Source organism: Limnohabitans sp., from assembly GCF_040401495.1.
Classification (GTDB): domain Bacteria; phylum Pseudomonadota; class Gammaproteobacteria; order Burkholderiales; family Burkholderiaceae_C; genus Limnohabitans.
Genome location: NZ_JBBAOI010000005.1, coordinates 63,973 through 77,102, shown reverse-complemented (window position 1 = coordinate 77,102; position 13,130 = coordinate 63,973). Strand labels below are relative to the sequence as shown.

At 49.7% G+C, this 13,130-nt stretch carries 14 protein-coding genes; 10 read left to right on the top strand and 4 right to left on the bottom strand.

Annotated features, from left to right (window positions below; genetic code table 11):
* Nucleotides 1-77 precede the first annotated feature (77 nt).
* Together dnaN and dnaA are read right to left on the bottom strand one after the other, a co-directional pair.
* Nucleotides 78-1,184 carry a DNA polymerase III subunit beta gene (dnaN, locus tag AC9UEO_RS05430; RefSeq protein WP_509530799.1) on the bottom strand — a complete coding sequence of 369 codons (1,107 nt, stop codon included), beginning with the start codon at nt 1,182-1,184 and terminating at the stop codon, nt 78-80.
* A 243-nt stretch (nt 1,185-1,427) separates the two neighbouring features.
* Nucleotides 1,428-2,840: a chromosomal replication initiator protein DnaA gene (dnaA, locus tag AC9UEO_RS05425; protein WP_509530797.1), complete on the bottom strand. Its 1,413-nt coding sequence runs from the start codon at nt 2,838-2,840 to the stop codon at nt 1,428-1,430.
* 189 nt (nt 2,841-3,029) lie between these two features.
* On the opposite strand from dnaA, the gene rpmH reads away from it, so the two are divergent.
* Genes rpmH through lptC form a run of 8 tightly spaced genes read left to right on the top strand, consistent with a single transcriptional unit; the run spans nt 3,030 to nt 9,116 of the window.
* Nucleotides 3,030-3,164 carry a 50S ribosomal protein L34 gene (gene rpmH, locus AC9UEO_RS05420; RefSeq protein WP_005798102.1) on the top strand — a complete coding sequence of 45 codons (135 nt, stop codon included), beginning with the start codon at nt 3,030-3,032 and terminating at the stop codon, nt 3,162-3,164.
* A gap of 39 nt (nt 3,165-3,203) precedes the next feature.
* The gene (gene rnpA / locus AC9UEO_RS05415) at nt 3,204-3,554 is read left to right on the top strand and encodes a ribonuclease P protein component (RefSeq protein ID WP_509530794.1); all 351 of its coding nucleotides are present in this window, start codon (nt 3,204-3,206) and stop codon (nt 3,552-3,554) included.
* Complete coding sequence (gene yidD / locus AC9UEO_RS05410) at nt 3,551-3,820, top strand: membrane protein insertion efficiency factor YidD (RefSeq protein WP_509530792.1); 270 nt, start codon at nt 3,551-3,553, stop codon at nt 3,818-3,820. The genes rnpA and yidD overlap by 4 nt, the downstream gene beginning before the upstream one ends.
* Nucleotides 3,817-5,478 (top strand): membrane protein insertase YidC, encoded by a 1,662-nt coding sequence (gene yidC / locus AC9UEO_RS05405; RefSeq protein WP_509530790.1) that lies wholly within the window; start codon nt 3,817-3,819, stop codon nt 5,476-5,478. The genes yidD and yidC overlap by 4 nt, the downstream gene beginning before the upstream one ends.
* A 35-nt stretch (nt 5,479-5,513) precedes the next feature.
* Nucleotides 5,514-6,926 (top strand): tRNA uridine-5-carboxymethylaminomethyl(34) synthesis GTPase MnmE, encoded by a 1,413-nt coding sequence (gene mnmE, locus AC9UEO_RS05400; protein ID WP_509530788.1) that lies wholly within the window; start codon nt 5,514-5,516, stop codon nt 6,924-6,926.
* Nucleotides 6,927-6,946: 20 nt separating this feature from the next.
* Entirely contained in the window at nt 6,947-7,936 is a 990-nt protein-coding gene (locus tag AC9UEO_RS05395; protein WP_509530786.1) for a KpsF/GutQ family sugar-phosphate isomerase, read from the top strand.
* The gene (locus AC9UEO_RS05390; protein WP_509530784.1) at nt 7,936-8,481 is read left to right on the top strand and encodes a KdsC family phosphatase; all 546 of its coding nucleotides are present in this window, start codon (nt 7,936-7,938) and stop codon (nt 8,479-8,481) included. Before AC9UEO_RS05395 ends, AC9UEO_RS05390 begins: the two co-directional genes overlap by 1 nt.
* Nucleotides 8,478-9,116 carry an LPS export ABC transporter periplasmic protein LptC gene (lptC, locus tag AC9UEO_RS05385; RefSeq protein WP_509530782.1) on the top strand — a complete coding sequence of 213 codons (639 nt, stop codon included), beginning with the start codon at nt 8,478-8,480 and terminating at the stop codon, nt 9,114-9,116. Before AC9UEO_RS05390 ends, lptC begins: the two co-directional genes overlap by 4 nt.
* Nucleotides 9,117-9,173: 57 nt before the next feature.
* Here lptC and rbp read toward each other — a convergent pair whose 3' ends face one another.
* A complete protein-coding gene (gene rbp, locus AC9UEO_RS05380) occupies nt 9,174-9,713 on the bottom strand; it encodes an RNA-binding regulator (protein ID WP_509530780.1) in 540 nt (179 codons plus the stop codon).
* 210 nt (nt 9,714-9,923) lie between these two features.
* On the bottom strand, nt 9,924-11,126 hold the full coding sequence (locus AC9UEO_RS05375; protein WP_509530778.1) for an ammonium transporter: 1,203 nt from the start codon (nt 11,124-11,126) through the stop codon (nt 9,924-9,926).
* Nucleotides 11,127-11,411: 285 nt separating this feature from the next.
* On the opposite strand from AC9UEO_RS05375, the gene metX reads away from it, so the two are divergent.
* Nucleotides 11,412-12,542: a homoserine O-succinyltransferase MetX gene (gene metX / locus AC9UEO_RS05370; RefSeq protein ID WP_509530776.1), complete on the top strand. Its 1,131-nt coding sequence runs from the start codon at nt 11,412-11,414 to the stop codon at nt 12,540-12,542.
* Complete coding sequence (gene metW, locus AC9UEO_RS05365; RefSeq protein WP_509530774.1) at nt 12,539-13,126, top strand: methionine biosynthesis protein MetW; 588 nt, start codon at nt 12,539-12,541, stop codon at nt 13,124-13,126. The genes metX and metW overlap by 4 nt, the downstream gene beginning before the upstream one ends.
* Nucleotides 13,127-13,130: the final 4 nt, after the last annotated feature.

Here is a 13,130-nt window from a genome sequence, read left to right as displayed (position 1 = left end):
AACGCCGTCTTCTGGTAATTCTTGTGAGGGATTCATAACTCAATTCACTGTGCACAAAGCACAAAAGGGATAAGGCATTAAATGCGCATGGGCATAACAACGTACTTGAAATTGGGGTTTTCAGCCATGGTGACCAGAACTGAGCTGTTGGAGTCAGCTAAATCCATGCGAACCATGTCTTGTGACATATTCGTCAAAACATCGATCAAGTAGGTGACATTAAAACCAATTTCTATGCTGTCACCGTTGTAGTCCACTTCAATTTCATCAACAGCCTCCTCTTGCTCCGCATTGCTGGCAGCCACGCGTAACAAACCGGTTTCAAGATTAATGCGCACACCCTTGAATTTATCGCTGGTCAAAATAGCTGTTCGTTGAAGTGTGTTGAGCAAAGTCACTCGGCCCAGGGAAACTGCATTTTTGTGATTTTTTGGAATAACACGGTTGTAGTCGGGAAACTTTCCTTCAACCAACTTCGTTACAAATTCCTTGCCTTCAAATTTGAACTTTGCCTGGTTGTTGGCAAACTGCATATCTATTAGGCCCTCTTTGTCGCTGAGCAAACGCAGCAACTCCAGCACTGTTTTGCGCGGCAGAATCACTTCTTGCTTAGGCACTTCTGTTTCAAGTGTGGCAGAGGTATAAGCCAAGCGGTGGCCGTCAGTTGCCACCAGACTCAGTTGCTTGCCCTCAGCAACGAACAAAATGCCGTTGAGATAGTAGCGAATATCGTGGACAGCCATCGCAAAAGACACCTGATGCAACAACTCTTTCAATGTCTTTTGTGGAATACTGAACAAGGGACCAAAACTTGGCGACTCTTGTACCAAAGGAAAGTCTTCTGCAGGCAGAGTTTGTAAAGTGAAACGACTCTTGCCACTTTTGAGAATCAATTTGTTTTGTTGCGACTCGAGACTCACCGTTTGATCGCTGGGCATGGAGCGCAAAATGTCCATCAACTTGCGCGCACCAACCGTGGTGGTGAAATTTGCATTGTCGCCGCCCAAATCTGCTTCGGTTCGGATTTGAATTTCCAAATCGCTGCTGGTGAGTTGAACCGATTGCGGCGTTTTTTGAATCATCACATTGGCCAAGATAGGCAAGGTGTGACGACGTTCAACAATACCCACTACCGATTGCAAAGCTGCAACAATGTTTTCTTGACTCGCTTTCAAAACAATCATGTCATCCTCTTCTTTAAATTCTTTATATTTCAATAGTAGTAGTAGATAAGGGTCATCAGTTTCTGTGGAAAAGCGTATTTTCCACTTTTATTTCAACGACTTGATGATTATAAAACCATGTGTGAAACCCTTTCCAATTCTTACCGTCCGAAAGGGATAACTTTTGGAAATGAAGCCAGCTTGTGGATAACCTATGGTTTATGCCAAAACTGTGCACAGGGTTTGCAAGGTAAGTCAATGGTTTTATCCTTTGAGTGTTTGTTCAAGCACATGCAGCTGCTGATTAAGGTCGCTTAGTGTTTGTCTTTCAGCAGAAATTTTCCTAACCGCATGCAAAACCGTGGTGTGGTCTCGGCCCCCAAACAATTCACCAATCTCAGGCAGGCTTTTTTGAGTCAACTCTTTGGCCAAATACATGGCAATTTGTCGAGGTCTTGCAATCGAGGCGGGGCGTTTCTTGGAATACATGTCCGCGACTTTGATTTTGTAATAGTCTGCCACGGTTTTTTGAATGTTTTCGACAGAAATTTGCCGATTCTGAATGGAAAGCAAGTCGCGAAGTGCGTCTCTGGCGAGTTGAATTGACACATCTTTTTGGTTAAATCGGGAATATGCCAATATTTTGCGCAAAGCCCCCTCCAACTCCCGAACGTTGGAGCGCACATTTTTAGCCACAAAAAAAGCCACTTCTTCAGGCATCTCGGCGCCTTCATTACGCGCTTTGGCAATCAAAATGGCCACTCGCATTTCGAGTTCAGGGGGTTCAATCGCCACCGTTAAGCCCGAGTCAAAACGCGAAACTAAACGCTCGTGAATGTCCGTCAAACCTTTGGGATAGGTGTCGCTGGTCATCACAATATGCGACTTTTTTGTGAGCAAGGCCTCAAAAGCGTTGAAAAATTCTTCTTGTGTGCGGTCTTTATTGGCAAAAAACTGCACATCGTCGATCAAGAGCAAGTCCAGTGAGTGGTAATACTGTTTGAATTCATCGAATGTCTTGCGCTGATAGGCTTTGACCACATCCGAGACAAATTGCTCCGCGTGTATGTATAAAACCTTGGCGTCGGGACGGTTAACCAGCAGTTGGTTGCCCACGGCGTGCATCAAATGGGTTTTGCCCAAGCCAACACCGCCATAAATAAACAAAGGGTTATAGAGTTGACCTGGCACATTGGCCACATGCATGGCCGCAGCACGCGCCATACGGTTGGCCGTGCCCTCAACCAAATTATCAAAGCACAGACTGGTATTGATGCGGTTTTTAAAACCTTGCAAGCCAGCGTCTGCTGAAGCGCCTAGCGCAGGGGATAAATCTTCAGGTTCGCTAAGAACGCGAGTTACAACGGGGCGAGAAGGCGCTTCTTTGGGCGCCAAAAGAAAATCGATGTGAATGGCCTGGCCATAGAGTTGCTGAAGCAGTGCAGATAAACGGCCGGCGTATTGGGCTCGAATCCAGTCAAGCTTGAACCGGTTTGCCACTTCAATATGGATGCGGGAAAAATCGTCCGAGAGCGAAGCGGTCAGTGGTTTTATCCAGGTATTGAACTGCTGCTCAGGAAGTTCTTGGGCCAATTGGTCTACACAGGCTTGCCACAAAGCCTGGCCTGCGTCAGCACTTGGCGTGTTCGTACCGTGGGTAGGTGTGAGCTTATTCAAAACATGACCATTCTGTGGATAAGCTTCATTTTAAGGGCCGCTAAGGCTGGTTTATCAAAAATTTATCCACAGACCATTAAAAAAGTTAAAGAAAAATCCCTGACTTCAAGCAATGCATGAAGAAAGCTTGGTGATAGCCTTTAATTGAGGGATAATCTTAGATTTCCCATATGCTTTTGGCTACCTCACATGAAACGTACATACCAACCCTCTAAAACTCGCCGCGCTCGCACCCATGGTTTTTTGGTGCGCATGAAAACCCGCGGGGGGCGTGCAGTTATCAATGCACGTCGCGCCAAAGGCCGCAAACGTTTGGCTGTTTAAGCGATTGCGTCTAGGCTTGCGAGTCGCTTGCCCCGCCACGTGGACAAACTGACACTGCGCGCAGACTTTGAAGCGGTCATGTCTGCGGGCATCGTAGCGGTGACCTCGCATTTTGCCTTGCACCAGCAAACCAGCGCCGCGACAAGCCGCTTAGGCGCCGTCGTGCCCAAACGCTGGGCGCGTAAAGCAGTGACAAGAAACCTGATCAAGAGACAAATTCACGCTTTGGGGCGTGAAGCTTGGACAACAGACTTGCCCGATGCGGACCGCGTCATTCGCTTGCGCAAAACGTTTGACACCAAGCGCTTCATCAGCGCTGGTTCTGAAAAACTTCGTCATGCCGTCAGAGCTGAATTGCACCTTTTAATACGACAGGGTAGTGCAGCATGATGCAAAAACTGTTGGTTTTCTTGGTCAAAGGCTATCGCTTAGTGCTCAGCCCCTGGCTGGGCTCTTCATGCCGCTTCACCCCAAGCTGCTCCGCCTATGCTTTAGACGCGCTAGATCTACACGGTGCAGCAAAAGGAAGTTACTTAACCTTGCGTCGCTTGGGTCGTTGCCATCCATGGTGTGACGGGGGACACGACCCAGTTCCCAAACCGTACAGCACCACCACTCTTTCACCCACACCGCCTTCGATTGCAGACACACCATGAACGATATTCGCCGCACCATACTTTGGGTTGTTTTTGGTTTTTCTTTGGTCATGCTGTGGGACCAATGGCAAATACATAACGGGAAAAAACCCACATTTTTTCCAACAACAACGCCACCTGTCGCGGCCATAGAGCCAACACTAACAAACGATGCGCCAAGTCCTGTTGCCAGACAAGCGGTAGTCGCCGTGCCAGGCGAAGGCGCACCAGACACGAATCAAGCGAAAACCGAAATAATTGAGGTTCAGACCAAGCTTTTAAAACTGCGTTTTGATACGCAAGGCGCAAGTTTGATCTATGTGGAATTGCTCAAACACAAAGACGTGCATCGCCCCGGCAGCAATGTCACCTTGATGGACAACTCCAAAGAGCGTGTTTATTTGGCGCAAACAGGCTTGGTGGGCGGCCCTACAGGTGCGAGTTGGCCCACGCATAAAAGCCCCATGCGTCTGACCACGCCAAGTAGCTTTAAAGATGGTGAAGACAGCTTGGTCTTACGATTTGAGTCGCAAACATTGGGCGGCGTTAAGCTCATCAAAACCTATACCGTGAATAAAAACAGTTATGTTATTGCGGTTCAACACGAAATACTGAACCAATCAGGCGAAACCGTATCCCCCCAAATTTATGTTCAGCTGGTCAGAGATGGCAACAAACCAGAAGGTGAGTCAGCTTTCTACTCAACTTTCACTGGACCAGCGGTGTTTACCAACGCTAAAAAATACCAAAAAATTGAGTTCTCCGACATTGAAAAGGATAAAATTGATTTTGAAAAAAAATCAGACATAGGTTATGTGGCCATGGTCCAGCATTATTTTGCTTCAGCGTGGTTGATGGACGATGCCCAAGCGCGTGATGTGTATGCACGCAAAATTGATACAAACCTGTACTCGGTCGGCATGGTTGCACCCCTGCCAGCATTGGCCAATGAAAGCAGACAAATTCATCAAACACGGTTGTTTGTCGGCCCTCAAGAGGAAAAGCTTTTGGAGGGCCTTTACCCGGGATTGGAATTGGTGAAGGACTACGGCTGGCTCACCATATTGGCCAAGCCTTTGTATTGGTTGCTAGACAAGCTATTTGGCTTTATTGGTAACTGGGGATGGTCTATCGTCGCCTTGGTCGTGGTCTTAAAAATCGCCTTTTACTGGTTGAATTCACAAGCTTATAAAAGCATGGGCAAGATGAAAGCCATCAATCCCAAAATCATGGAAATGCGTGAGCGTTTGAAAGACAACCCTCAGCAAATGCAAATGGAGATGATGAAAATTTACCGCGAGGAAAAAGTCAACCCTCTAGGCGGGTGCTTACCCATTGCGGTGCAAATTCCTTTCTTCATTGCCTTGTATTGGGTGCTGTTGTCTTCAGTAGAAATGCGCAATGCGCCTTGGGTTGGATGGGTGCATGATTTGGCAGCACCAGACCCCTGGTTTGTATTGCCTTTATTGATGACACTTACTTCGCTTTTACAAACCTGGCTCAACCCTACACCGCCAGACCCGATCCAAGCCAAGATGATGTGGATCATGCCTTTGGCCTTTAGTGTCATGTTTTTCTTTTTCCCTTCGGGCTTGGTGTTGTACTGGTTGTCTAACAATATTTTGTCCATCGCTCAGCAATGGATGATTAACAAGCAGCTTGGCGTTCTCCATCAATAATGAGCGCGGACAAGCGGCGCTTCAAGTCTTAAACCATGCTCAGTGAACGCGATGCCCCCATCATCGCGGTGGCCACGCCACCAGGCAAAGGCGCGGTCGGCATGGTGCGCATCAGCGCAAAAGGTTTATATGTGTTTGCAAATGCCTTGTGTCAACAAAGCTTAGAGCCTAGACGTGCATATTTGGTTGATATTCGTGATGACAATGGGCAAATGGTAGACCAAGTCTTGGCGCTGTTTTTTCCAGCTCCACACAGCTATACAGGTGAAGATGTTCTGGAGCTGCAAGGCCATGGTGGACCCGTGGTCATGTCTATGTTGGTAGAGCGCTGCTTAGCGTTTGCCCAAAAGAAAAACGTAGGCTTAGCAGGCCTGCGACTAGCCCAACCAGGGGAGTTTACACAGCGCGCCTACCTCAATCACAAAATGGACTTGGCCCAAGCCGAGGCGGTGTCCGATGTGATTGATGCCCAAACGCAAGCTGCGGTTCGCAGCGCTGGCCGCTCTATGGTGGGGGCCTTTTCCAAACACGTTAAAACGCTTCAAGAACAGCTTTTACGGGCACGTATGTTGGTCGAAGCCAGTCTAGATTTTCCAGAAGAGGACATCGATTTTGTGACCCAAGCCGATGTCGCGGGACTTGTGCAAACCATGCAGCAAGAAGTCGATGTGTTGTGCGCCAAAACGCGCCAAGGCGCCTTGTTGCGCGACGGTATGAAGATGGTGATTGCAGGTCAACCCAATGCAGGTAAGAGCTCTTTGCTAAACGCGTTGACGGGGCAAGACACATCCATTGTCACACCTGTGGCCGGTACCACGCGGGATGTACTGACGCAAACCATTTCTATGGAGGGCGTTCCCGTGCATGTGGTGGATACGGCAGGATTGCGCGACACGAATTACGTAGACGAGGTTGAAAAAATTGGCATAGAACGCGCATGGGCACAGGTAGCAGATGCCGACGTGGTGGTGCTGTTACATGATTTAAGCCGCACACAAGACGCAAATTATGAAGAAGACCAAACAGCTTTGATAAATCAAATCATGCTGCAAAAAAACAGCCAAAGTCCTTTGCTGCAGGTGTTCAACAAAACGGATTTGCTCGCCAAGCAAAGTCAATCTGTGTCAGACCGAGCAGCTTTTTATATTTCTGCCAAAACCGGCCAAGGTCTGCAAGAGCTGCGTGCTCATTTGTTAAAAAGTGTAGGGTGGCAAGCAGAGCATCAAGAGGGGGTGTTTTCAGCACGGCAAAGGCATGTACACGCCCTAGAACAGGCACAAACACATCTAGGACAAGCGCTAGGTGTACTGCAAGCAGCTAACCCAGCGCTGGATTTGTTAGCCGAAGAGTTGCGTTGTGCACAGCATCAACTCTCTTGCTTGACAGGCAACATGAGCGCAGATGACTTGCTGGGTGAAATATTTTCACGGTTTTGTATAGGCAAATAAGCCGCCGCATAATCAACACCATGAAAGAAGCCCTGATACACCAAACCCAGAAAATGATAGACCTTGCAGCGCAAGTGCTGACGACGGAAGCCCAAGCGTTGCTGGCCTTGCGATCAAGACTGGGGGCAGACTTCATCGCCGCGGTGCAAGCCATCTTGGCCGTTAAAGGTCGCGTAGTTGTCATGGGCATGGGCAAAAGCGGGCACATAGGCCGAAAAATTGCGGCCACTTTGGCCTCCACAGGCACGCCAGCCTTTTTTGTACACCCTGCAGAAGCCAGCCATGGCGACTTAGGCATGGTCACCAAAGAGGACGTGGTTTTGGCTTTGTCCAACAGTGGCGAAAGTCAAGAGTTGTCAGCCATACTGCCCATCATCAAGCGTCAAGGCATTGTGCTTATTGCAATGACAGGAAACGCTCAATCAACTTTGGCAAAGCATGCGTTGATTGTGCTCGACAGTGCTGTCGAAAAAGAAGCCTGCCCAATGAACTTGGCACCCACCGCCAGCACCACCGCGCAGTTGGCGCTGGGCGACGCTTTGGCTGTTGCGGTACTCGACGCCCGCGGGTTTAAGTCTAGCGACTTCGCCTTGTCTCACCCAGGGGGCAGTTTGGGGAGAAGGCTTCTCACCCATGTCGCTGATGTCATGAGAAGCGGCAAAGATGTTCCCCAAGTTTTGCCCGATACCGACTTTTCCGACTTGATGCGTGAGATGAGCCAAAAGGGCTTAGGGGTTTCGGCTGTGGTTGATGAAGATGGAAATATTTTGGGCATATTCACCGATGGTGATTTGCGACGCTTGATTGAAAAGGGTATCAATGTGCTGCCCTTAAAAGCGCAAGACGTGATGAGAGCGCAACCTACCACCATTGCCCAAGACGCTTTAGCGGCTGAGGCCGCGCAGTTGATGGAGCAGTTGCGCATCACTTCATTGTTGGTGGTGAATAAAGAGAACCACTTGTGTGGCGCTCTCAACAGCAACGACTTGATGCGCGCCAAGGTGATTTGATGTCAAAACCCATGCAGCACTCCCCTGAAATTTTGGAAAAAGCGCAGCGCATCAAGCTGCTACTGCTCGATGTTGACGGCGTATTGACCAACGGTGGTTTGCATTACAGTGACCAAGGCGAGCAAACCAAAACCTTCAATACCCTTGATGGCCATGGTTTGAAACTATTGCAAGCACATGACGTCCATGTTGCCATCATCTCAGGGCGTGATGGCTTGGCTTTAAGAAAGCGTTTGTCCGACTTGGGTATTAGCCGTGTTTATGCAGGTGTGCATGATAAAAAAAAGGCAGCACAAGAACTTCTGGCTTCTTTGGGGTTGCAATGGCCTCAAGTAGCGGCCATGGGCGACGATTGGCCTGACTTGCCCATGCTGATGTCAGCAGGTCTTTCGGCCGCACCGCCCGATGCGCATGAAGACGTTCTTACCCGCGTCGACTGGGTTAGTTCACGGGCAGGCGGAAACGGAGCTGTGCGCGATTTGTGCGATCTGTTGTTGCTTGGCAGGGGTTTGTATGAATCAGCTTTACAAGAAGCACTTAAATGAACAGCCTGCCCAGACTCCCTTCACATGTTCCAATATCGGGTTGGCGCAAGCGATTAGAAACGCTTTTGGCTTTATTGCCCATGGTCTTATTGGCCATGCTTTTGTGGGGCAGTGTGTGGCTGGTGCGCAATGCGCCTAAAGCGCTCTCGGTGGCGGTTTCGGCAAAGGCCTCGCATGAGCCAGATTACTTTGCCCGCGATTTCATATTGAAGACGTATTCATTGCAAGGCGACATGAAGTCATACTTGCAGGGCGTTTCTTCTGTGCACTTTCCCGATACCTTGACCAATTTGATAGAGCGGCCTGTGGTGCATTCGGTCTCCCGTTCGGGTCGTTTGACGACAGCAGTTGCTAAGCGCTCTTTGTCCAATGAAGACGGGTCGGAAATACAGCTGTTGGGTCAAGCCGTGGTGCACAAGCAAGGCGTGGGTAACCAAGATTCCGCCATGACGCTGCGCAGCGAGTTCATTCATTTGTTTGCCAACACCGACAGTTTGGTGACTTATGCGCCAGTCAAAATTGAGCGCGGGGACAACCGTTTTCAAGCCAACAGTATGAAGGCTGACAACCTTAATCAGCGGTTTTTATTACAAGGCCAGGTGAAGGTGTTGCTAGTGCCAAGCAAGCAGCAATAAAAAAGGGCTTGGAATTTCCAAGCCCTTAGATTTAGCAAGACGCTCTAGAGCCTGCGATCAATACTCGTTGCGGCCAGAAGAGCCGCTGCTGTTGCGTGCGCCGCCGCCATAGGGGCTGCGGAAATTGCCGTCGTTACCGCCAGCTGCACCTTCGCGACGACCGCCACCACCGTAACCGCCGCCGCCTTCGCGACGACCACCACCACCGCCGCCGCCATAGCCACCACCGCCGCCTTCGCGACCGCCGCCACCATAACCGCCACCGCCGCCGCCTTCGCGACCGCCGCCACCATAACCGCCGCCACCGCCGCCGCCATAACCTCCACCACCGCTACGAGGTGGGCGGGGCTCCATGGGACGCGCTTCATTAACCACCAAGCTTCTACCGCCAAGTGGTTGGCCGTTCATACCGTTGATGGCTGCTTGGGCTTCAGCATCGCTGCCCATTTCAACAAAACCAAAGCCTTTGGAGCGACCTGTATCGCGTTCCATCATGACTTTGGCGCTGGTGACAGTGCCAAATTGACCAAAAGATTGTTCCAAATCGCCATCGCGAACGGAATATGGCAGATTGCCGACGTACAGTTTGTTGCCCATTCAGGGACTCCATAAAAACATATAAAAAAGCGACGGAGTCCCGATTGCACCTGTCCACGAAAGTCAAGAAGCGAAACTAACCTATCACCAGAAAGCTGCGCGCGCACCCAAGTGCAAAACACAGTCCGAACCATTATGAGACAAATATCATGAAGAAAACCAAGTGTTTATCCTCAATTTGCGATTTTAAAGATCAAAAAACCACAAAAACTACCAACTTACCTCACGATCTGGGCTGGAATTGATCTTGTGAATAGTCAAGTCTGCCCCTTCAAACTCCTCTTCTTGGCTTAGTCGCAAGCCCATGGTGACCTTGAGCAGGCCATACAAAAGAAATGAACAACAAACCGCCCAAACGACCCCAGTGAGAGTGCCCATAAGCTGAGCCCAGACATTCACGCCCCCTAACCCGCCTAAGGATGGCAGGCCAAAAACGCCAGCCGCAATACCGCCCCAAGTGCCACAAATACCATGCAAAGGCCAAACACCCAAAACATCATCAATTTTCCAGCGGTTTTGGGTCAGTGTGAACATGGCAACAAACAAACCGCCTGCCACAGCACCCACCAGCAACGCCCCAAAGGGGTGCATAACGTCTGATCCAGCGCAGACGGCCACCAACCCCGCCAAAGGCCCGTTGTGAACAAAACCAGGGTCGTTTTTGCCAAGCCATAAAGCGGTTAAGGTGCCGCCCACCATGGCCATGAGGCTGTTGACAGCAACCAAGCCAGAAATTTTGTCAATGGTTTGAGCGCTCATGACATTAAAGCCAAACCAACCCACGCACAAAACCCAGGCACCCAAAGCCAAAAATGGAATGCTTGAAGGCGGATGTGCAGAAATGGCGCCATCTTTTTTGTATCGGTTGCTGCGCGCACCAAGCAAAAGAACAGCCGGCAAGGCTATCCAGCCACCCACAGCATGCACCACCACCGAGCCAGCGAAATCATGAAATTCCTCGCCTGTCAGGGCTTTGAGCCAAGCTTGTAAACCGAAATGCTGATTCCAAACAATACCTTCGTAAAAGGGATAAATAAACCCAACGATAACAGCCGTTGCAATCAATTGAGGATAGAAGCGAGCACGTTCGGCAATTCCGCCAGAAACAATCGCGGGAATGGCCGCGGCAAAGGTGAGCAAGAAGAAAAACTTCACAAGCTCATACCCGTTGTGTTGAGCCAAGACATCGGCCCCCACGAAAAACGAGGTGCCGTAAGCAACGCTGTAACCGATAACAAAATAAACCACGGTGGAAATGCTGAAGTCCACCAAAATTTTCACCAAAGCATTGACTTGGTTTTTTTTGCGAACGGTGCCAAGCTCTAAAAAAGCAAAACCAGCATGCATGGCCAAAACCATGATGGCGCCAAGAAGAATGAACAAGGCGTCTATGCCCTGTTTGGGTGCGTCCATGATGTCTCCAGGGGCTTTATGTTCTAAGAAGGTGCAAAAAAGAAGAAAAAAACAGATTTGCACCAAAAGAAAGCAAAACTCACACCAATGTATATTCTTGCTTTTGGGGACGTTCATGCCCCAGCATCAAGAAAAGCCCAAAAGAACAAAAGAAAAAAGAAGGGCGTGCAAGCTTGGTTATACTTTTACTGCGCCGATTTGCCACAGCTTGCGGGCGCTTTAACAAGTTCAGCTAAAGACGTCTGCGTATCCGGCTTCGTTTTTAGCGTAGCCGGATTTTTTGTGATGACGTTGATAGCCACACCTCAGTCCCTGTTGTTTGAACAGCCTCTGCAGCTGCAGAGTGGAGGAGTGTTGCAACAATACGAACTAACCTACGAAACCTATGGCGAACTCAACGCCCAGCGCAGCAACGCGGTTTTGATCTGTCATGCATTGAACGCTTCTCACCATGTCGCAGGTCGCTATGCGGGGCAAGACAAAAGCGAAGGCTGGTGGGACAACATGATTGGGCCAGGAAAGCCTGTAGACACCAACACATTTTTTGTGATTGGTGTAAACAACCTAGGTTCTTGTTTTGGTTCGACCGGGCCTATGCACATCAACCCAGAAACCGATCGCATCTACGGGGCGGATTTTCCGGTGGTAACGGTTGAAGACTGGGTTACCTCACAAGCCAGGTTGCTGGATCATCTGGGCATTACACAATTGGCCGCGGTGATGGGGGGCAGTCTCGGCGGCATGCAAGCCTTGAGCTGGAGTTTGCAGTACCCCGAGCGCGTCAGGCACGCCGTCGTCGTTGCCAGCGCCCCCAATTTGAATGCAGAAAATATTGCATTTAATGAAGTAGCGCGTCGCGCCATCACCACCGACCCCGACTTTCACGGCGGACATTTTTATGCCCATGGTGTGGTACCTAGGCGGGGTCTGCGCATTGCCCGTATGCTGGGCCATATCACTTACCTCAGTGATGATGTGATGAACACCAAATTTGGTCGCATGTTGCAATCCGGAGACACATTCAAGTACAGCACGCAAGAGATTGAATTTCAAATAGAAAGTTATTTGCGTTACCAAGGCGACAAGTTCAGCGAATATTTTGACGCCAACACCTATTTACTGATCACGCGGGCCTTGGATTATTTTGATCCAGCAAGCGCTTTTAATGGTCAACTCACGCAGGCATTGGCTAGAGCCAGCGCTCAATTCCTATTGGTCAGCTTCACCACCGATTGGCGTTTTGCACCCGCGCGCAGCCAAGAAATGGTGCAAGCCTTGGTCGCCAACAAGCGCCAAGTCAGTTATGCCGAAATTGATGCGCCACACGGGCACGATGCATTTTTGTTGGACGACACGCGTTATTTATCGCTGGTGAGAGCTTATTTTGAACGCATTGAGTTGGGGGGGAATGTATGAACCCTGTCTTGCGTGACGCCATACAACGCATGGTGCCCTTTGGCAGTCGAGTGTTGGATCTGGGATGTGGAGATGGCGCCATGCTGGCATTTTTACAGCGGCACCATGGTTGCTCGGGCTATGGCGTAGAAATAGATGACGCCAATGTACTGGCCTGTGTCAAACAAGGGGTCAACGTTATTCAGCTGAACCTAGAACAAGGCTTGGCCATGTTTGGCGATCAAAGTTTTGATGTGGTGCTGCAAATTGACACCTTGCAACACCTGCGAAACGCGCAAACCATGTTGCAAGAAACGGTGCGTGTGGGTCGATTAGGAATTGTCACCTTCCCCAATTTTGCACATTGGCCCAACCGCTTAAGTGTTTTGCAGGGCTATATGCCAGTGACCCGTAAGTTGCCTTATCAGTGGTATGACACGCCCAATATTCGGGTCGCCACCTTTGCAGATTTTTTAGCGCTTGCAAAGAAAAATCAGATGAACATCAAAGATGCGTTTGGTTTGCAAGACGAAGGCATGGTGCGTTGGTGGCCGAACGCCAGAGCAGCAACTGCTGTGTTCAAATTAGCCGCTCCCACTCTCTAAGCTC

Excerpts from the sequence above, each read along its gene's own strand:
- dnaN (WP_509530799.1), bottom strand. The coding sequence starts at position 1,184 with ATGATTGTTTTGAAAGCGAGTCAAGAAAACATTGTTGCAGCTTTGCAA.
- rpmH (WP_005798102.1), top strand. The coding sequence starts at position 3,030 with ATGAAACGTACATACCAACCCTCTAAAACTCGCCGCGCTCGCACCCAT.
- yidD (WP_509530792.1), top strand. The coding sequence starts at position 3,551 with ATGATGCAAAAACTGTTGGTTTTCTTGGTCAAAGGCTATCGCTTAGTG.
- yidC (WP_509530790.1), top strand. The coding sequence starts at position 3,817 with ATGAACGATATTCGCCGCACCATACTTTGGGTTGTTTTTGGTTTTTCT.
- mnmE (WP_509530788.1), top strand. The coding sequence starts at position 5,514 with ATGCTCAGTGAACGCGATGCCCCCATCATCGCGGTGGCCACGCCACCA.
- AC9UEO_RS05395 (WP_509530786.1), top strand. The coding sequence starts at position 6,947 with ATGAAAGAAGCCCTGATACACCAAACCCAGAAAATGATAGACCTTGCA.
- AC9UEO_RS05390 (WP_509530784.1), top strand. The coding sequence starts at position 7,936 with ATGTCAAAACCCATGCAGCACTCCCCTGAAATTTTGGAAAAAGCGCAG.
- lptC (WP_509530782.1), top strand. The coding sequence starts at position 8,478 with ATGAACAGCCTGCCCAGACTCCCTTCACATGTTCCAATATCGGGTTGG.
- rbp (WP_509530780.1), bottom strand. The coding sequence starts at position 9,713 with ATGGGCAACAAACTGTACGTCGGCAATCTGCCATATTCCGTTCGCGAT.
- AC9UEO_RS05375 (WP_509530778.1), bottom strand. The coding sequence starts at position 11,126 with ATGGACGCACCCAAACAGGGCATAGACGCCTTGTTCATTCTTCTTGGC.
- metX (WP_509530776.1), top strand. The coding sequence starts at position 11,412 with ATGACGTTGATAGCCACACCTCAGTCCCTGTTGTTTGAACAGCCTCTG.
- metW (WP_509530774.1), top strand. The coding sequence starts at position 12,539 with ATGAACCCTGTCTTGCGTGACGCCATACAACGCATGGTGCCCTTTGGC.